The organism is Paenibacillus sp. GM2FR, assembly GCF_002803325.1.
GTDB lineage: Bacteria > Bacillota > Bacilli > Paenibacillales > Paenibacillaceae > Paenibacillus_AQ > Paenibacillus_AQ lautus.
In genome coordinates, this window is the sequence record NZ_MKZM01000008.1 from 3,361,389 (window position 1) to 3,380,442 (window position 19,054).

The window sequence follows — 19,054 nt, forward strand, 5'->3', positions numbered from 1 at the left end:
AAGAAGCAATGCCTCCTTCGCCGTCCAGTATGTGACAAAACCCAGCCATAGAGCAGCTCTATCTAAGACTGGGTCATTATTATGAATGAGACGTCTTCCATGATTATACAACTTCTATGATAGAGATGGTAAAGGTTAATTGCTTATTTCGCTTCAATCCCCATCTATTTTAGATCCTTTACCTGATCGAATAATGTCAACACTACCCCAAAACAACATTAAAGCAATGACCGGGTGGAGTGCAGATAGAAATCCGATCTGAGACGAGAATACCGCTGTTAAGAACATCCCGATCACCATACCGAATAAACCTATGCTTTTCCGAAGTAATCGTCGGGAAAGTCCTCCTATCCATGCCATGATTGCCATGATGAGTGGTACAAAGGCAAAATATCTCGCAAAGCTAACATGGGCTGCCCAACTTCCTGGATCCACAAACAGTGCCATTCCGGCGATAAGAACTTGAAGCGCAACACTAACACTGAATATCAAAGTGAGCACGATAAACGAAGCACGGGAAACTCGAACCAAGTTTATGTTATTCATACCTCTCATCTCCCCAACCTATAGATCCCCATGCTTCCGGTTGCCAATGAGAAATCACCTCTTTTATTGCTGTTACGTCGGTTTGAGGAATGGCATATATTTGCGGCACGATAGGAATACGAAAAGTAGTATGGTCGTGAAAAAAACGCGTGATTAAGGTACCTATTGCCCTTCCATTATCATAGTGAATCACACTCCAAAATCGCCTTTCCCTCTCTTCCCACGGCCCCCAAAGCTCCTCAGATTGTGGAAAGGTACCCGGCATTACGGGTTTAGGGGTTAAACCTGCACTGTATACTTCTGCTTCCAATGGACGGAATAGCTTGGAACAAAAGAGTCCATAAGCGTAATCTCCTTTATTTTGAAAAATATGCTCAAGCTCGTTCTGGTTCTCTTCCCATACATTCTGCCACTGATCATCCATATATCTCTGGCAGTAATGAGCCAATGCCTTCATCATGGATACGTTTAAACGCTCTGTTAAGATCATATTCTATCCTCCACCTTTTAATTTGGATATGTGAGTTATACTCGATGATGATCAGATCTCCAGTTCCGGATAGCAAGCTTGATATTTTTGGATGATAAGTTTTCGTTAACAGCTTTCTCACACAGCATTAGAAACTCATCATCCGAAGCGAATCGAAGTGCAATGATTTGTTCTATTGTCAGATTTGGATCCAGGAGCCTCCCTGTCGTTACAAAATGCCTTAGGTTCTCTTCTGCTCGAATTACGCGATCTTGCACCTTACAAACGAATTGCCGGATGAGAAATAAGGTCATAACCACCGAAAATGACATGAGTATGAGAAGCAATGACGTAAATAACGATATTCCACGCATATTCGTCACAAACAGATAAACGAATGCTGCGGCGACCATAGCAAAGCTAAGCGGCACAAGAAAAAAATGAAATGCAGGCACATGTCTTTCATGGTTGCTGTAGGATTGATTTTTCATAGGAATACCTCCTTTTTTTATTGTGAGTGAGCACACACTCATTATTAGTTATCACGTTTCCCAACTCATCCAAGGTGAATGCCTTGACTTTGAGTGAGTGCACACTCATAATACAAGTGGAACCATTACGAAGTCAACAGAGCGAGGGGATTATTTTGGATTTAAAGAGCAAGATCGCCGATGCAGCGGAGCTGGTCATTCGCACAAATGGATTGGCCAAAGCAACAACGAAAGAAATTGCCAGAACCGCCGGGTGTTCAGAAGGCTCGCTGTACAATCATTTTAAGAGCAAAGACGATCTGTACCTTCACATTTTACGCGGACAATTACAAAATTTTATGCAGACACTCATATCTCTCAGAGATCTTATCGGAAAAGATACAGTACGCAGCAATCTGGAAAAAGTGGCTCGTGCGGGCTTATCGGATTACTATCAATCCATGCCTCTGATCAGTTCCATCTTCTCTGAGCCAGGACTGTTAGCACAACACAGGGAAGGTTTCACCACTCGGAATGAAGGCCCCCACCGGGCAAATGAAGCAGTTGAATCCTATTTGCTGGAGGAGCAGCGACTTGGGAGAGTATCGGAGCATGTTAAACCGAGATCCGCTGCGGACATGCTGCTTGGAAGCTGCTTCCAATATGCATTTCAATTAAACTTTCTAGGCCGCCCCTTATCTGATGAAGAACAGAATGAGTTTGTATATTCGGTGTTGGATACATTGTTTCTAGGGATGGGGAATAAATGACCGGAGAGCAACGGGTGGTAACAGAAGAATCGCCGCATACCAGAGTCCCTGTAAGGGACTCCCTGCCTCAGGTGGAAACATGAAGCTGTACAGCGAGAATAGGGTGACGCAGACAAATAAATTAAGAACTCATCACGTAGCCTCGGCCAACATTCCCGACAGAATGCCAGCCCTGCGGATGACCTCAATCCTTTCCTCGCGGCTGAAGATAACCTATAACTTCTTGTATATGCTGAATCTCGGCAAACGGAAAAACACCCATGCTGTTCATTCTCGCGATGTCCCCGCGATAGGCGATAAATGAAATTCCGGCGCTCTCGGAGCCCTTACCATCCACCCAGGCATCTCCGACAGATAACCATTCCTCCGGCGATGTATGAGGGAAATGCTTCAGCACCTCCATATAACCATCGGGTGCCGGCTTTAACAATCCCATGGCCTCCCTGCCAATAATGAGATCAAAATAATGCGCAATCTTGTTCTCTTCCAGTGCGGCCATCGCTGCTTCCACCGCATTATTCGTCACAATGGCCAGATGCAGCTGCCCATGCAATTGCTGAACAAGCTCGCTTGCTCCCGCTTCAAGAACCGCACCCATCATCCCCCTCATCTCATGTTCCTTGGCAATATCCCACATCGCGTGACGAAGATCTTCCGACAGCAGCCCTGTATTCAAGGCTTCAGCAATGATGGTTGAGGTGGTGTGGGTGTCCATGGCCAGACCTTGGGGCAAGATTCTGTGAAGGCATAAAAAGGCGTAGATGTCCCTCTTCATTGCACCAAAATCAATGCTGGAATGCAGCAGCGTATTATCCATATCAAAGACAATGCCTTTTATCGTAAACGCGATATCTAATCAACTCCAGTCATAGAAATGCCTTGAATTGCTGCCCCGTCAGGCAATCCAGATTTGGGTATGCTGATCAAGGATGTGACGCTTGCCTGACCAGGGTAACCCTCCGTCCCTTCATCCTGTTGGGATGCTAAAGTGATGTATAAGTGATTCTTTTCATTCTCTAGCTGTCCGCTAGCCATCTTCATGGACGCAATCCGGAAACCTCGGGCAGACGGAAGCTGCCCACCGCTGACCAACAAATAAATTTCCTGATCCGTTTCCTTAAGCACCCACCCGCCGGGAGCCATATTTATGCCGTCATCATAAAGCTGTTGAATGACCGGGTCAAGGCACTCAATCGAACGGTACTCCCAGGTAAATTCCGGAGAGGTCTTGGTGTATAAAAGCTGCGTGTAGTGGATTTGCAAATAGTCGATCTCATGGAGTATACGTTCTTCTTCCGTCGCATTTTGTACCTCATAGGAATCATTGCTTCTAGGCCCATGGCTCCCAGCAATCAACATCATTATAACAATCATGGTGAAGATCAGCCTTTTGCTGATACTTATTCGCATATACTCGTAAACTCCTTCATCTCCTAATCATGTACAACTTCCGTACCGGCGATAAAATCGTGCAGGGAACGCTTATCTTCGCGCATCGCAACCATAAATATGCTCACAATGAGTCCAATTCCAAACGTCAGTGCATACACAATTCCGGCTACGAGGTTGCGGAGCAGCATTGTTCCAATGCCCGGCGGCTCAAGAAAATCGAATTTGCGAATGCGGATGCCGCATATGCGCTTGCCAATCGTATAACCATTCCAATACACGGGCACCAGCATAGCATACAGACCGTAAATCAAATCGGAAATCCGCTCATTCTCAAAGTTTCCCGTGATAATTCCTGCAATGATGGATAAAGGAAGAGCAATAATTAGACCGTCCAGAAGATTGGCGCCTAGGCGGATCCAAAAGCCGGCAACTTGGTTTTCCCCCACTCAATATACCCCCTTAAAAAATCAAAATAACATTCAATTATGGACTCCTATCGGCGTTGTCTGGCTGGTCAATCTCCTCCCAGTTATGCTTGATCTTGTTCAGGTCATCCTTTAGCCATTTACGAATGATGGGGACGATGATGCATAAGATACCAATAATCAAACTGATGATGCTGAATATCCACGGCCCTTTTCCTATTTCCGATAACAAGTCTTCAAACGTCCTGGGGCTGTATATCCCCACAATCGCAGCTGTTAAATACCGGATACCGTACAAAAAAGCCGAAATACAGATAAAAATAATACCCATCGTTTTATGGTTCATAGTGTGTGTAGTCCTTCCTCTTAACGGTGCCGCACACAAAGCAAGCAGCTGCCATGATTATACCCTTTGGGCGATTAGCTCACTTCTGGCGGCGATTAACCACGGATGCACCAATTTCATTTTGTCGCGTTGATTCCATACATGGTCCAAATACACAAGCGCCGCTCCGTCTAAATCCAGATCGTCCAGTTTATTGCGCATGTCCGCTTGGTAGGCGTGATTGCCTTCAAGTTGCCATGAGATCTTATCCGCAACGAATAATACCTTATCCAATTGGCTCGCCCCGGCTTTTAACGTTGTATGGCATTCAATAGCGTTTAATATGTCCGGTGAGGTGCAGCCGAAGATGCGCTGAGCCATTTCCATGGAAAGCTTCTGATGAATGATCCTGATATATCGATGTTCCTCTTCCATAATGGGTAGAGACCATTCTTCCGCGGCCTCCTTCATTTCACTTACCGAAATAGCATTGCTGATATCATGCAGCAGCGCCGCCTGCCGGGCGGCATCTGGGCTTACATTAAATAACGGTGCGATGGCTAACGCCTCTTGTACTACATTCATGATATGCTCGAACGTTTCCTGCTCTCCATGCTTGATTAGAAAAGCTTCTACATCATCCCTTAGGTTATATGTAAACTCTATGCCACACGTCAGCTTACTAAACACGGAATCCCTCATCCTAGACCACACCTTTCCGCACAACATTTTCCAATCGCTCATATCATTGTAAGCTTCGGTTCCTGATCGAACAATAGTTATTTTCCACAATTCCCCATATTGGCGTCATCCATCTCATGTTGAGAATGTAACTTCTACACAACAAAATCAGCCACAAATAAAAAAACAGAATGACTTTCCTACATCGTAGTTAAGTCATTCTGCTGCCTGTTATACACGATTTTATGTATGATCGAAATATGCGGTTACGGTTATCTGCTCCTCGATTTCATGATGACCCCAAGCAAACCATAGCCCATGGTAACTCCTACCGAGTTCAACATAAAATCATCCACATCCAAGCTTCCCCGTCGCGAGAGCAGCTGTGTCATTTCGAGCACGAATAACCCGGCCAAAAAGTAAGCAAACATCTTACGAAATCGAATTTGAAATGCAAGCGGAATGAGTACTCCAAAGGGTACAAACACAGCGATATTCCCAACGATATTGATCAATGAGCCCAAGCTGCGAATCGGAAAATACCTTGTCATCGTCGAGAATGGAACCAGATTATAACTGAATTCCGGCTGCGTTGTCCTCCCGAATCCCCAAATCATCCAGTATGCTAACAACATGGTGTATCCAATGAGGAGGATCAAGGTGATCATTTTAACATGGGATTTCATGAAGGTCTCCTGTTAAACTGAATTCACACATATTTATCCAATACATAATCCTCGATCATGTCAATATTTCGGCGTTCCTGTGCGTACTGTTTAATGTGTTTCTTGATATTCGGATACAAAATAATGTCGTCCAGCTGCTCGAGCGGAATCCATTTCACATCGGTTTGATTCGGATCTGGCACAGCCGGAAGTTTGGGGGACGATCCTTCATGTGGATAACATTCAAACACGATGTATAGCGTATGAATGCCAGAACTGTTATCTCTAGACTGTTTATGCGGAGCATTCTCGTACACAAAAGCAACAGGCCCAGTCTGTGCTTCCAGCGTGGTTTCCTCGTACAATTCTCTCAAGGCACCCTCAGCGATCGACTCTCCTGGCTCGGCCCCGCCCCCCGGCAAATTGTAATGCAATCCGTTCTCATCTACATACTCGACCAATAAAACATGCTCATTCTGAAAGACTAACGCTGTCGGTCTCACCCGAATATGATACGTCATCATCATAACCACCTCTCGACGGCTTACAAAAACGGCCGAACGTATTTGATCTGTCTATCATACAATTAAACGAGGCTGATATGGAAATATTATGTATAATTGCAGGTCAAAAAGGTCATCAGACGAGGCGAGTCACATCGCCCCCCCCCCAACAACCTCCATCCCTCAGGGATTCACATGGCGTCTGTTCCGTTATCGTCCTGTTCGATCGTTATCATCCAGTCTCACGGTTTCACCCGTTTCGCGGGAGACATTCGCCGCCTCCAGAAATCGAATGATCTCCAGCGTCTCAGATAAAGGAACATCCGAGACACCTGTCGTGAACATCCTCATGATCTGTTCCAGCAGACTCGCATAATAGGGTTTGTGATGCGCCATAATGTCCACAAAGCTGCTAGCCTCCACGCGATGAATGGTCATCCCAAATCGATCATTACCTGCACGGTTGCCACGAATTATCCCGATCCTCCCGTCATTCCAAACCGCCGTTAATACCTCATGCAATTCCGTCGCGGCGACATGTACGCTTACGCAACCGGGTCCAAGAACGCTGTAAAGCATCTCCGCCGCGTGGATTCCATACCAAAAAAATCCCGGCTGTGTAGGTTGAAGCGGAAGTGGTCCGACGCAATCCACGCCAATGATATCATCCACACCGCCCCGAGCCAGTTCATCCTGAAGTCCTTGTGCATATCGAAGAGACGAGCTGCTCATAACGGTAACCTGGAACTGCTCCGCCAGTTCGGCAATTTCCACTGCGTCCTTACTGCTCACCGCAAACGGCTTATCGATAAATACCATTTGGCAATGAGGAGCAATCGCGCGAAACAAGGACAGATGCGACCTTCCGTCGACCGCTTCGAGCATGACGGCATCGACCTGTTTGGCCACGTCTTCCGGAGAATCCAATATTTCGGCTCCCCATCCGGCGAGTTCCTTCGTATATCCCTCCACCCGGCTTATGCTAAGTTCGAAGTCCGGTGATCCTCCGGGAAATGCCGCTGTAACCCGTGCGCCGGGAACGTAATAGGGATGCGCCTTGTCATGCAGCATTTTCGAGAAAATGGAGACATGCGATGTATCCAAACCAATCATACCGATCTTCAAGGTCATAAGTTCATACTCCTTTACCTGCAGGATTTTAAATGATCACGATGGCTTTTCCATTCGCTGCGTTACTTAGAGATATCAGCAGCCGGAACATAGGCTTTTCTAACAATCATCATATCACCCTGAACGACTAAAGGACGTGACTTTAATTCGTCTTTTAACCTAAACCTGGATCCGACACAAAAAGACCGCCTCCATCTGTTTATCAGACGTTGGCAGCCTCCTAGCGGACTTATAAATGCGTCGTGCAGTTGTATAAGGGGCAATTCCAGATACTCTACGGCTGCATCCTCCATCTTATCACGATGAGGCGGTTGACCAGAGCCACAAAAGCAAACACAATGGCAAACGTTATAAAGCCCGAGGATACCTGGCATGCCACCGCGGTTGTAAATATAAGAAATTCGATAAGCAGCACGACGGCAAGCGGCAGCTTGATCCTTGCTTTCGGAGAGATGGTCATGCCCCAGATGACGGCTGCAAGCAGTGGAAGCCCAATACCGAGTGCAACCTGTGCCATGAGCCCGGAGCCATAATGGAACCCCCAGTAACCTATCGAAAATAATAGAATCAATTCCAGGATAAATCGGAGAGCAAGATTCAGCAATCTGAACATGGTGGGATACCTTTCGTTTCCTGTTGTATTCCTACTGTCAATGCTGTAATCACAGCTCGATTTGCTCCAGGTGATGGATCATATGATCCACATAATCGTTAAACAACCACTCCAGCGTGACCTCCGTTTTATCGGGCAGCACACATTTTTTCTGGAAATCAGACGAATCGGCTTTTTGCATGACACGCAGAATCATCCAGTTCATCTGCTGCCACAGCGATAACACTTCCGTTTGGTCATATTGATCCTGGTAATCGTTCACCCGGACCCAATCGTTCTGCGCGTACCCTTGAATGGCAATCGGATAATCGGAGAGCAAAATTTTTACAAACCGGATATGGTTATTGACTGCCGAATCGCATAGGTGACCCAGGATCTCCTTCTTGGACCATTTATCAGGCGCAAGCTTCAGATTGAACTCCACCTCATTAGTCGCCGTTACAATTTCCGTCATTTCGGCAATCAATGATTCCAATTTCATGATTGACTCCATCATTATCTTCCTCCTAAGAGCTCATCTCAGCCGATAGGCTTAGAGAGCTTGATTCCATTCTATTCGTGTCATCGGCATTCCAACGAAATCGCTATATTGCTTGGCAGCTTCCATAAACTCCTCTTCTCGCTCGTTCCTTAGCGAGAACGGACTAAACGTGATTTCGATGCCGCTGCGCTTAATTTCCCGCTTCCAGACACCAACCACTTCGCCGCCTGCCACCATCATGGGTTGAAATACCCCGTTGCGATGGGGAGCGATCTTCGCATCGTGCTCTGTCTCTATGATCGCGCTGCGGTCCTTGTAACCCAAGTAATATTCATCAAAACCCGGAAGCAGAACCACCGAATCCGTATCAGCGGACACAGCCGGCTCAGTAACAGAGCTCCAGTATTCCGTGCCGTTGACAAAATCTAAACGAAGATTTGATTTGACCGCCTCAAAGCCTCGTTTAGCTTCCGTCAGCGTTAACCCGACCCACCATGCAAAATCCTGAATCGTGGCTGGTCCGTGCCCTGTAAAATAGCGAAGCGCCAGCTCCGCCAGCGATTCTTCGAGCGTCAGTTCCCTCGATTTCGGTACCCACTCATCGAGCAGCACGAAGCTTTGCTGTTTGCCTTCATGCGGGCCGAAACAGATCATGCCTGTCCGCCCCAAATATCCGAGAATGTAGTAGCCGCGGCCGTTCTTGGTGCTGATCCCCGCTTCCTCCAGCAGTTCCATTAGTCTGGGACGGGATATGGGTGTACAGCCACTCAACGCATCGCTGATTAGCGTCCTGCACCGATGGAGCGTACCTTCGTCAAGCTCAAGTTCGGCCTGCTTCTTCTTGTCATTCGTTTGAAAGCGCGATTCCGTCAGCTTCACCATCCATTTGGCATCCTCGGACGGTACGAAGAATATCGTCCCTCGCATCGGCCAGGTTAGCACGATTTTGCGATCGTTAAGGGCCTGCTCCACATCGGATACCTTGGCGGACTTCGTACGGAGACCGATTCCCCAGACCGCTTGGTGGTAATCCTGGGCTTGCACAGCGCCGAGATTTCTGACGACTTCCTCCGGAGTTTCATGCTTCATGCCGGTTATCCCTGAATTGAACAGCCTTCGGTTCGCTATGATTCGATTTGGCACAATGGTCACTCTCCTAGGTCATGAATATCTCGCGAGCTTCAAAGCCATCATTATAAGTCCGGAATGGACATCCAGGCTCGATCATTCTGCCAGCTCACCTCGACCGGCGTCTCAAAAAACGAGGTCAAATTGTCGCTGGTCAGCATGTCCCGGGAACGCCCCTTCCCGAACACGGTGCCCCGGCGGATGAGCAAGGAGTGCGAGAAAATCGGCAGTATTTCTTCGATATGATGCGTAACGAACAGCAGGGTCGGCGCATCAGGCTTTGAAGCCAGTGCCGTAATACTGGACAGCAGCGCTTCCCTCGACAGAAAATCCAGTCCGTTACAGGCCTCATCCAGAATCAAAAGCCTGGGCGAAGCCATAAGCGCCCGGGCAATCAGCAGCTTCTGCTTCTCCCCTTGCGAACAAGTCTCATATGTACGACCCAGCAGATGAATACAATTAAAATCCTTCATCAGCTGCTCGGCCTGCTCCCGGTCAGCTTCATCCACCTTCTGATAAAGGCCGATCGAGGCGTGTTTGCCGCTAATCACGACATCCAGCGTGGATTCGCTCGGCCGGATTCTTTCCTGCAGCGAGGAGCTGACCCAGCCTATCGATTTACGCAATTCTCTTAAATCCACCCTGCCAAAACGATGCCCGAGCACCGAAACCGTACCGCTGGTCGGCCAGATGTATCCGTTAATCATATTCAAAATGGTGGTCTTTCCGGACCCGTTCAGCCCAAGAACCGCCCAATGCTCTCCTTGCTGTACGGTCCAATCCACGCCTGTAAGAACGGTCTTCTGCTCCCGTTTCCAGGTTACGTTATTCAGTTCAATCGTCGTGTTCATCACTGCTCCCTCTCCTTCTTCAATCTGCTGCGAAATTTCGTTTCTCTTTTCAAGGATTATACCAGCAATTACATATTCCTCAATAAAAAGATGAAATCCAGCCTTGTGATCAGGCTACGATTTGGAATCAAGCGATGAATGCCAGGCTGGACATTTCATGCCTAAACGAGGATTCTAGTCAATAGATTATATATTGACAAATAATTATTTTTGTGTTATGATAAAATGTTTATCTATTTACACAAATTTGTTGATTTGATAATCTACTTCTGCTCAGTCTTCTCTGGAAGTTGAAATCGGGAGAAGAAATCCCTATATAGTGGAGGTAAGTAACATGTTAATCGATCAAGGCATTGCCATGCTGGAAATTTCCGCAGCCATGATGGGACGTATCGAAACGATCCACCCGACGTTCCTCTGGGATCATCAGGATCTGGTTCTCATCGATACCGGCTATCCCGGCCAGTTCGCGCTGATTCAGGAGCAGTTATCGAACATCGGGTTTTCCGTTCAGGACGTAAACAAAATTATTATAACACACCAGGATTTGGATCATATCGGCAGTTTGCCGGCCGTTATCCAACATAGCAAGCGAGCCCCCGAAGTGTTTGCCAGCGAAATCGAAAAGCCTTATATCGAAGGCGATACAAGGCTTGTCAAATTATCGCCCGAGGCTATCGCTCAAGCTATGGCATCGCTGCCGGACAACGTGCCTACAGAGTGGAGAAATGCGTTTAAGCATACCCTCGAGAACCCTCCTACAGCCCCTGTGCATCGTATTGTGCGCGACGGCGAGGAGCTGCCTTTTGGCGGCAGCATTATCGTGATCCATACGCCGGGCCATACCCCCGGCCACACCAGCTTATATCACATACCGAGCAAAACCCTGATTGCCGCGGATGCGCTGAACGTCAGGGAGGGACAACTGATCGGGCCGGATCCGGCAACCACTTTCGATTTGGCGTTAGCCCAGCTCTCTTTGCAGAAGTTCACCCACTATGACATCCGTAACGTGATCTGTTACCACGGCGGATTATTTACGGACAATCCCAACCAGCGCATTCGTGAATTGGCTTATGCTTAAGCGTTTGTTGGTCCACTTTTGGTCATGAAGGCTTCCCTTGTTTATATCCATCGATCCAGCTAATCTCAAGGTACCAAGTATACGTGCCGCCGGCCGGCACTTCGGCCGCTGCCTGACGATGCATGGCATACGAGAGATCATCGAGTTGCCCCGTCGCAGGCTCCAGCGCAAGATGGTACTGTCCTTGATAGCCGCCATAGTTCGCCCAAATCGCTAGATAAGGCACCTGCTCTTTAGGAAACGTCATGCGGAGTCCTTCCCTCGCAAGCGGATCGTAAATGGAGGCTGTCCCCTCCGGCAGCTCGCCTGCAAAATAGAATTTCTCGGCAGTTGCTTCAAGCCTGCTCTCGGTTCGATTCAAGCGGATATGGGGCTTTTCATCCCATGGCTGCGGCCAAGTACGAATATCGCCGGATTCTCCCAATCGACCGTTCGCCGAGTACGATACGATGATCTCACTCAACTTATCTGGAACGATGATCTCAATGCCTTCATTGATCTGAAACAACGGATGTGCTGCCCACAGGAAAGAGAATGGGAACGGACTCGAATTATGAACGGCATAATCGATCCGCAGGGTATCTTCACGGGGGAAGGAGTAGGTTTTGCGCAGCTGATAAGGGATTCGGATTCCCTGTACGCTGCAATGAAGCTGTTCTTGTTCGCCGCCCGCCTTCCATGGAATGGCCCATACCTCGCCATGATCCGGAAGCTCCGTTCCTTCCCATGGATACGCGGGATACCGGCAGTCATTGATCGTTGGAAACATTTCGTCCCAGCCGCTGCCGTCCCGCTGTCCAAAGGAGCTTGCATACCCGTTCGTTTCCAGAGCTCCAGCAGGCTGCACCAGCCATTCCCGGCCAGTCTTTCGATTGCGAAGTGAGATGACTCTGCTTCCGAGTTCAGGCACCAGGACCATCTCCATTACCTCCGTGCGCCCTGTCCAAACCTCATATCCATCCAGCATCCCTTTGCTCCAGATCATCTTCGTCATCCTCCTCCGTTATAAGTCAAGGCATTACCCGGAATACACAAATGCTCAAGGACCGTTCATACCGGCCCTTGAGAATAAAGTGTCAATCTTTTACATCAACGTCTTGCAAAGCGCCAAATGCAACGCAGCTCCTTGATGGTGAGACTCCAGCTGCAGCACCTCGCGGAACAGCTTCTCCGCGGACTGCCGGTCACCGAGACCAAGATGCCCAAGCCCCATCATATAGCGGCAATGAATTTCGTTTCTTCGGTCCAGATCTTCATCAAACACCAGAAAGTCCGGCAGCGAGACGGCAAAGTAATCGATTCTCTGAGGCTCGAATATATGCTTCTCCCCATAATCGATCAGCTTGTTAAACCGGCTCCGGGCCTCATTCTCTCGGCCCAGCCTCCGCAGCGCGGCCCCTTGATAAAAAATCATGTGCGGCGGCTGATCGTTGTAATACATCGCACTGGCCGGCTCATCCAGCCCTTCCGAAGCTTTCATGAAGTACGCCTCCGCCTCTCCGGACAAGCCCAGCCCCTCATATGCACAGCCTAGGTAATAGTCAATGTTGTTCTCCTGCGCTCCCGTGAGTTTCCCTTCATTGATGTTGAGCGGATATTGCTTGGCATTAAGGAGCTGCTCTATGGCTTCCTCGCAGCGATGCTCCTGAAGCAACTGCTTCGCCAGCTCCACCCGGGCCAACACATACTGGGCCGGCACCTTGCCCTCGCCGCCTTCCCAAGGGTGGAAGTTGCGTTTCAGAATCAATGCCAATGCCTCCTCATAACGATTCAGCGTATTGTGCAGCGTCATATATTCCAGATATAAATCGTCACGCTGCTCGACCAGCTCTATGTGCTCCTCCATCCCTTTCAAGCGATCGGCCGGAGCATGACCGAGCTTTTTATACAGCTGGTCCAGCTCGTAGAAGACCCTGGCGTCCGCCGGATTCAGCGAGAAGGCGGTTTGCAGGGATGCCAATGCTTTATCGCGGTCCTGCCTCTTGTTATAGTAAGCGAGCGCCAGATTCCGATGCAGCGTAGCGAAGCTGCCATCCAGAGCGACGGAAGCTTCCCAACTGCTTATGGCTTCCTCGTAACGCTTCTTGTCGTACAGCAGATTCCCTAAGTAGTACATCGCCTTCGCATCCTGCGGCTGTACGCTGAGCGCCAGCTTTAACGTCACGTAGTCATGCAGGGAATTCGGGAAACAGTACGACGGATCGGCTTCCGAGGCCAATCGGTAGCAAGCGGATGCCTCTTCCGCCCGGTTCATCTTCATGAGTGCACTGCCTTGGTAGTAATAAACCATCGGATAGACAGCAGGTGCCGTAAGGCGTTCGAGGCGCTGCAGCACATCCAAAGCGTCGCCATATTGGCCTGCATCCGCATAGTCCTGAGCAACGGCGATATAATTATGCGGATGATCGCGCAGGAGCTGGACAAGTGATTCGTAAGCATGCCGGCTCTTGTCCTCTTGCTTCAATTCTTGATATACGGCTGCCAGCTCGTTCATCGCGCCCGCATCCATAGGATCCAGCTTCAGCGTTTCCTCAAGCCATAACGCGGCATCCGCCAAGCGCCCCTGCCTCCTTAAAATGATGCTCTTCAGATGCCGCGCTTTATAATTACGGTACTGGGCAGCCAGGGACCGTTCGATCAGCTCGAACGCCTCCTCATATTCCTGCTTCTCGCAGGCAATCTGGGCTAAAGCCAGATATCCCGCCCCTTGCCAAGCCCCCGACCAGACCGACTTGTACAGATTAGCGTACGCTTCGTCCAAACGCCCCTGCCATTTCAAGGCTTTGCCCAAATGATAGAACGGTTCGTTGTCATAGGGCCGGGCATTGTGGCGGGTCAAGGTTTCAATGGCTTTTTTAAAATAAGTCTCACTTTGCGTGAAGCGCCCTCTGCGCAGCAGGAGCAAACCATAGGCATTGTTCAGCCTGACGTCTCCGGCATCGCGCCGAAGACCTTCTATATAATAGGCTTCCGGTTCATAGGTTGCGTGCCTGTACTGCTCCAGATGCTGCCCTGCCAAGAACAGCGCTTCGGTATTCTTCAGTTCCTCCGGCTTGCCAATTGCCGTGGCCGGGTCCGGCGTCCTCTCCAAGGTACGCGGCTTGGGCTGGTAAGCGACCAGTTCTCTGCCGTCCTCAGCGAATACCGCCACCCGCACATCTTCTTCCCTGACACCGGGATCCAGTTCGATCTCGGCCTGGAAGGTGTCGGCTGGCGACAGCTTGACTTTCCGTTCCAAATAGGTGCGTCCCGCTCCGGTCACCAGGATGCGAGCCCCTTCCCTAACCGAGGTGGCATAGACATGGACAACGGCCTTATGGTCGTGAACTTCGAGATTTACGGCGGCATCAATGGACGCGTTCTTCACCAACCCGATGTCTTTATAAGGCATGAAGTACTGTTTGAAGCTTTTCTCCTCATACGGTGCCAGCCAGGTGAAATCGGGCTGGTTATCGGTATACACGCCGGTCATGAGCTCGATGTATGGGCCGTCTTCGTCGGTCAAGTTGCGATCCCAGGCTTGGCCGAATTCGCCGTGCCCCCATGTCCACTGTTTTTTGCCGGGGGATATATGTTTATTGGCGACATGCAGAATCCCCGCTCTCAAGCCATGGTCGTATCCGCCGACGAAATCATAATCCGAATGATAGGCCATATAGGAGGTCGGAACGGGAATGTTGCGGTACATGGAAATATCGACGCCCGCCGAATAGTCCTGCTTATAATACGTGCCGGTGGCGATCGGGAATTTGGACACGTCCCGTTTCCCGTGGTCGAACACCGCGTGAACATCCGGCGGAAATACGGACTGGGTATGATCGTTGACCGCTACGGCCGGATTCGCCCACCACAGAAAAGTCTGCGGCTCCGAGGTCCGATTGTACATCTGCGCGTGAATTTCAAGATACGCCTTGCCCGGATACAACGTGAAACCGGTAGACACCTTCGTGCCGTACATCCGGTCGATCTCGCCGACCCATACCGTCTTGCTGCCATCCGGGTTATCCGTTAAGCTCCACTCCACCTCGCCAAAGGTGTTCGGCCGGTGATGCTGCGGCCAGTTGAACTCGATCCCTCCGGATATCCATGGACCCGCAAGGCCCACCAAAGCCGGCTTGATCACTTGATTGTGGTATACAAAATCATAGTTGTTGGTTTTATCGATAGCCCGGTAGATGCGGCCGCCAATCTGCGGCATGATCTGAATCTGCACGTACTCATTTTCAAGGAAAATGATCCGGTAGGGCTTTACTACTTTCTCATCGTAAATTTTATCGATGACCGGCAGCGGATAGACACGCCCCGAGCTCCCCTGATATACCCGTTTCTCCAAAAACATCGGGTTCAGGTCCGGCTTCCCCACTTCATACGTGGGAATCTCCACGGTCTCTTCCCGAACGCTCACTTGCCGTTGTTTTGTCATGAGTCGTCATCCCTCCATTAATATCAGCGTTGGCTGCGTTATGTCTCTATCTTATAAGCCAGCCTGCCGAAGAGCCATTGACGATATCATGTTGATGATGGATTATATTCTGATTATCAGTCACTCCATCCGGTTGACAACAATTTCGTTCCGATTCATAGTAAAGCTATGGATACCATACGAAAACCAGACGGATTCGAGTCCCAGAAAATCATTGTCCTCCCGGATCATATTATGAAAGAAGCGGCCCGCCATCCGCTTGTGGAACCGCTGCATGTAACCGACATCGGGTACTTTCCGCGCGCGCTGCATCACTACCGGGAACGCCCGGAGGGCAGCGGCGCATACATCTTAATCTACTGCGTGGAAGGTGAAGGCTGGTACCGATTGAACGGTGGCAAAACCTATCAGCTGCTCAAGGGACAGGCGATCGTCCTCCCGCCGGATTTGCCGCATGAATATGCATCCTCGGAGCTTCATCCTTGGAGCATTTACTGGTGGCATATGAAGGGTACGCATGCGGGCCTATTATTTGAAGGCTTTAGCCATTCGGCGGAACCTGCCGTCCTTCCGGTCGACCAATCAAGGAGCATCGTGGAGCTGTTTCAGGAAAGTTACGAGCTGCTGCAAAAAGGGTATACGCTCAGCCATATCATCCATGTCTCGCAGTTAGCCGGCCACTTGGCGGCCGTCATCCGCCTCGCCCGGCTCCAACCGCAGCGGGGGCAGGATCAGCATAATAAGCATGACATGGAGCAGACGCTTCGGTTCATGACCGAGCATCTGGAGGGCCATGTGAGCCTGAAGGAGCTGGCGGCCTACGCCAATCTGTCCATTCCGCACTTCACCTTCCGGTTCAAGGAAGCGACGGGCTACTCCCCCATTGATTACTATCTGCGGCTCAAAATCCAGCGAGCCTGCCAGCATCTGGACCTGACCGGCCAGAGCGTCAAGGAGATCAGCCACCGTCTCGGCTTCCAGGATCCCTACTATTTCTCGCGGCTGTTCAAAAAAATCATGGGAAAATCCCCTTCCGAATACCGAGATACCCGGAAGGGGTAGGTCCCTTATTGCCTCTTAGCTGCAGCGCGTTATTCGTAACGTCGCTGCTTGTTCTTTTCCGACGTCGTTTCCTCGAAGGGACCATGCCCCCGCACTTTCTCCCGAACTCGCTCCTTAATCATTCAATAATGAAAGAATTTGTGCATCTTTCGCCTACAGGCCCGATTTCCATCAGGATACAATGGGAGCTATCAATAGGCGAGAGGTGATTAATCATGAATGCACAAACGGTACAGTCGTCGGACAAGGCCGGACTGTACAAGGGCATGAAGGCGGTTGCCAAAACACTCAAAGGGCGCTGGAACGCGCCGATAGCCGGCTACCTGTTCATCGCCCCCTGGCTGCTGGGCTTTCTTATTTTACAGCTGTGGCCCATTATCCAGTCCTTCTATCTATCCTTCACTGAGTATTCGCTGCTGGAGCCGGCCCGCTGGATCGGGCTTGAGAACTACCAGGATATCGCTCAAGACCGGCTCTTCTTCAATTCGCTGAAGGTGACATTTCTGTACGTGATCGCTTCCGTGCCGCTGAAACTGCTGGTCGCGCTGGTTGTAGCCCTGCTGCTGAACCGGAACATCCGGGGCATATCCTTCTACCGGACGATCATTTACCTGCCGTCCCTGATCGGCGGAAGCTTGGCGGTGGCCGTGCTATGGCGCAATATTTTCGGCTTGAACGGCTTCATTAATGAGCTCGCGATATGGGTCGGAATCGCCCCCAAAAACTGGATCGGCACCCCCTCCACCGCCCTCGGCACCCTGGTGCTGCTGACGGCCTGGCAGTTCGGTTCATCGATGATTATTTTCCTTGCCGGTCTTAAACAAATCCCAAGCGAGCTGTATGAGGCTGCCTCCGTGGACGGGGCCTCTCCGCTCCGCAAGTTCATCCGGATTACCTTGCCCATGTTATCCCCGGTCATCCTGTTTAATCTGATCATGGGCATCATCAACGCATTCCAAATGTTCACTTCAGCTTTTGTGGTCACGAATGGAGGACCGGTCAATTCAACCGAGATGTTTGCCCTGTTCCTGTACAACAAAGCCTTCGGATCACTGCAGATGGGCTATGCCTCGGCCTTGGCCTGGATACTGCTTGTTATCATCGGCATCGCCACGGCCCTTAATTTTATCGCGTCCAAATACTGGGTCTTCTACGAAACCGAAACGGAGGGCCGCAAATGACAGGTGCTCATAAAAAACAAAACTGGCTGGTCCATGTGCTGATGATCGCATTCTGTTTTGTGATGTTTTATCCCGTGCTTTGGTGGATCGGCGCCTCCTTCAAATCGACGCCGGAAATCAGTCTGCCCACTCTGTTCCCCAAAGTATGGTTGTGGCAAAATTATACGGAAGGCTGGATGGCGCTGCCCAAGTATACCTTTACACGCTTCTTTATGAACAGCCTCAAGCTCAACGTGGCGACCACGATTTTACATGTCATTTCAGCCAGCCTGGTGGCTTTCGGCTTCGCGAGACTGTCCTTTCCGCTGAAGGGGTTATGGTTTTCCATCCTATTGATGACCCTGATGCTTCCGGGACAAGTCACGCTCATCCCGCAGTATACGATGTTCCATTCCTTCGACTGGATCAATACGTATCTGCCGTTGATCGTCCCGTCGGCCATGGGCGGAGCGTTCTTTATTTTCCTGATTGTCCAGTTCATCCGCGGCATTCCGCGGGAGCTTGATGAGTCGGCAAAAATCGACGGCTGCACCTGGTTCGGCATTTATCTGCGCATCATCATGCCGCTGACCCTGCCGGCACTCATCACGGTTACGATTTTCTCGTTTATTTGGGGCTGGGACGAATACTTTGGGCCTCTGATTTATCTGAACACCGTGGACAAGTATACCGTCCCGCTCGCGCTCAGGATGTTCATCGACTCCCAGTCGGCCGTTCCGTGGGGGCAGCTGCTTGCCGTATCCCTGCTCTCCGTTCTGCCGCCGGTGATCATTTTCTTTCTGGCGCAAAAGCATTTCGTGGAAGGGATCGCCACATCCGGGCTGAAAGGTTAAGGTTCAGAGCGGTAAACGGAT

At 50.0% G+C, this 19,054-nt stretch carries 22 protein-coding genes; 5 read left to right on the plus strand and 17 right to left on the minus strand.

Annotation, left to right across the window (positions count from 1 at the left end):
• Positions 1 to 153 precede the first annotated feature (153 nt).
• The 3 genes from PAEVO_RS15170 to PAEVO_RS15180 are packed head-to-tail and all read right to left on the minus strand — an operon-like array spanning position 154 to position 1,506.
• Positions 154 to 546, minus strand: coding sequence for a DUF6220 domain-containing protein (locus tag PAEVO_RS15170; RefSeq protein ID WP_100538286.1), 393 nt, complete (start codon positions 544 to 546; stop codon positions 154 to 156).
• Positions 539 to 1,036: a DUF6022 family protein gene (locus PAEVO_RS15175; protein ID WP_100538287.1), complete on the minus strand. Its 498-nt coding sequence runs from the start codon at positions 1,034 to 1,036 to the stop codon at positions 539 to 541. The genes PAEVO_RS15170 and PAEVO_RS15175 overlap by 8 nt, the downstream gene beginning before the upstream one ends.
• Positions 1,037 to 1,071: 35 nt before the next feature.
• Positions 1,072 to 1,506, minus strand: a complete 435-nt coding sequence (locus tag PAEVO_RS15180) for a DUF6526 family protein (RefSeq protein ID WP_100538288.1) — start codon at positions 1,504 to 1,506, stop codon at positions 1,072 to 1,074.
• Between the two features lie 116 nt (positions 1,507 to 1,622).
• Here PAEVO_RS15180 and PAEVO_RS15185 point away from each other — a divergent pair, with 116 nt between their 5' ends.
• A complete protein-coding gene (locus PAEVO_RS15185) occupies positions 1,623 to 2,255 on the plus strand; it encodes a TetR/AcrR family transcriptional regulator (protein WP_243390785.1) in 633 nt (210 codons plus the stop codon).
• A 184-nt stretch (positions 2,256 to 2,439) separates the two neighbouring features.
• On the opposite strand, the gene PAEVO_RS15190 is transcribed toward PAEVO_RS15185, so the two are convergent.
• From PAEVO_RS15190 to PAEVO_RS15245, 12 genes are all read right to left on the minus strand, one after another.
• Positions 2,440 to 3,105: an HAD family hydrolase gene (locus tag PAEVO_RS15190; protein ID WP_347708131.1), complete on the minus strand. Its 666-nt coding sequence runs from the start codon at positions 3,103 to 3,105 to the stop codon at positions 2,440 to 2,442.
• A 2-nt stretch (positions 3,106 to 3,107) separates the two neighbouring features.
• A complete protein-coding gene (locus PAEVO_RS15195; RefSeq protein WP_243390786.1) occupies positions 3,108 to 3,665 on the minus strand; it encodes a hypothetical protein in 558 nt (185 codons plus the stop codon).
• A 23-nt stretch (positions 3,666 to 3,688) separates the two neighbouring features.
• Positions 3,689 to 4,093 (minus strand): RDD family protein, encoded by a 405-nt coding sequence (locus PAEVO_RS15200; RefSeq protein ID WP_100538291.1) that lies wholly within the window; start codon positions 4,091 to 4,093, stop codon positions 3,689 to 3,691.
• A gap of 37 nt (positions 4,094 to 4,130) precedes the next feature.
• Positions 4,131 to 4,418 carry a hypothetical protein gene (locus PAEVO_RS15205; RefSeq protein WP_100538292.1) on the minus strand — a complete coding sequence of 96 codons (288 nt, stop codon included), beginning with the start codon at positions 4,416 to 4,418 and terminating at the stop codon, positions 4,131 to 4,133.
• A 57-nt stretch (positions 4,419 to 4,475) separates the two neighbouring features.
• Positions 4,476 to 5,126 carry a bis(5'-nucleosyl)-tetraphosphatase (symmetrical) YqeK gene (yqeK, locus tag PAEVO_RS15210; RefSeq protein ID WP_481856498.1) on the minus strand — a complete coding sequence of 217 codons (651 nt, stop codon included), beginning with the start codon at positions 5,124 to 5,126 and terminating at the stop codon, positions 4,476 to 4,478.
• A gap of 224 nt (positions 5,127 to 5,350) precedes the next feature.
• Positions 5,351 to 5,764: a VanZ family protein gene (locus PAEVO_RS15215; RefSeq protein WP_100538294.1), complete on the minus strand. Its 414-nt coding sequence runs from the start codon at positions 5,762 to 5,764 to the stop codon at positions 5,351 to 5,353.
• Between the two features lie 23 nt (positions 5,765 to 5,787).
• On the minus strand, positions 5,788 to 6,264 hold the full coding sequence (locus PAEVO_RS15220) for an NUDIX domain-containing protein (RefSeq protein ID WP_100538295.1): 477 nt from the start codon (positions 6,262 to 6,264) through the stop codon (positions 5,788 to 5,790).
• 192 nt (positions 6,265 to 6,456) lie between these two features.
• Positions 6,457 to 7,377, minus strand: a complete 921-nt coding sequence (locus tag PAEVO_RS15225; protein WP_100538296.1) for a Gfo/Idh/MocA family protein — start codon at positions 7,375 to 7,377, stop codon at positions 6,457 to 6,459.
• Positions 7,378 to 7,651: 274 nt separating this feature from the next.
• On the minus strand, positions 7,652 to 7,990 hold the full coding sequence (locus PAEVO_RS15230; RefSeq protein ID WP_100538297.1) for a YrdB family protein: 339 nt from the start codon (positions 7,988 to 7,990) through the stop codon (positions 7,652 to 7,654).
• Positions 7,991 to 8,039: 49 nt separating this feature from the next.
• Entirely contained in the window at positions 8,040 to 8,483 is a 444-nt protein-coding gene (locus PAEVO_RS15235) for a DinB family protein (protein ID WP_100539470.1), read from the minus strand.
• 39 nt (positions 8,484 to 8,522) lie between these two features.
• Positions 8,523 to 9,614, minus strand: coding sequence for a winged helix DNA-binding domain-containing protein (locus PAEVO_RS15240; RefSeq protein WP_100538298.1), 1,092 nt, complete (start codon positions 9,612 to 9,614; stop codon positions 8,523 to 8,525).
• Between the two features lie 50 nt (positions 9,615 to 9,664).
• On the minus strand, positions 9,665 to 10,450 hold the full coding sequence (locus PAEVO_RS15245) for an ABC transporter ATP-binding protein (RefSeq protein WP_100538299.1): 786 nt from the start codon (positions 10,448 to 10,450) through the stop codon (positions 9,665 to 9,667).
• Positions 10,451 to 10,784: 334 nt separating this feature from the next.
• Here PAEVO_RS15245 and PAEVO_RS15250 point away from each other — a divergent pair, with 334 nt between their 5' ends.
• Entirely contained in the window at positions 10,785 to 11,534 is a 750-nt protein-coding gene (locus tag PAEVO_RS15250; protein ID WP_100538300.1) for an MBL fold metallo-hydrolase, read from the plus strand.
• A gap of 22 nt (positions 11,535 to 11,556) precedes the next feature.
• Here PAEVO_RS15250 and PAEVO_RS15255 read toward each other — a convergent pair whose 3' ends face one another.
• Together PAEVO_RS15255 and PAEVO_RS15260 are read right to left on the minus strand one after the other, a co-directional pair.
• The gene (locus tag PAEVO_RS15255; RefSeq protein WP_100538301.1) at positions 11,557 to 12,519 is read right to left on the minus strand and encodes an aldose epimerase family protein; all 963 of its coding nucleotides are present in this window, start codon (positions 12,517 to 12,519) and stop codon (positions 11,557 to 11,559) included.
• Positions 12,520 to 12,618: 99 nt separating this feature from the next.
• Positions 12,619 to 15,957: a tetratricopeptide repeat protein gene (locus PAEVO_RS15260; protein WP_100538302.1), complete on the minus strand. Its 3,339-nt coding sequence runs from the start codon at positions 15,955 to 15,957 to the stop codon at positions 12,619 to 12,621.
• Positions 15,958 to 16,125: 168 nt separating this feature from the next.
• Between PAEVO_RS15260 and PAEVO_RS15265 the strand changes: the two genes are divergently transcribed.
• The 3 genes from PAEVO_RS15265 (at position 16,126) to PAEVO_RS15275 (ending at position 19,033) form a co-directional block, all read left to right on the plus strand.
• Positions 16,126 to 17,019 carry an AraC family transcriptional regulator gene (locus PAEVO_RS15265; RefSeq protein WP_100538303.1) on the plus strand — a complete coding sequence of 298 codons (894 nt, stop codon included), beginning with the start codon at positions 16,126 to 16,128 and terminating at the stop codon, positions 17,017 to 17,019.
• A 215-nt stretch (positions 17,020 to 17,234) separates the two neighbouring features.
• On the plus strand, positions 17,235 to 18,200 hold the full coding sequence (locus tag PAEVO_RS15270) for a carbohydrate ABC transporter permease (RefSeq protein WP_100538304.1): 966 nt from the start codon (positions 17,235 to 17,237) through the stop codon (positions 18,198 to 18,200).
• Complete coding sequence (locus PAEVO_RS15275) at positions 18,197 to 19,033, plus strand: carbohydrate ABC transporter permease (protein WP_009589859.1); 837 nt, start codon at positions 18,197 to 18,199, stop codon at positions 19,031 to 19,033. The genes PAEVO_RS15270 and PAEVO_RS15275 overlap by 4 nt, the downstream gene beginning before the upstream one ends.
• The last annotated feature ends 21 nt before the right edge of the window (positions 19,034 to 19,054 follow it).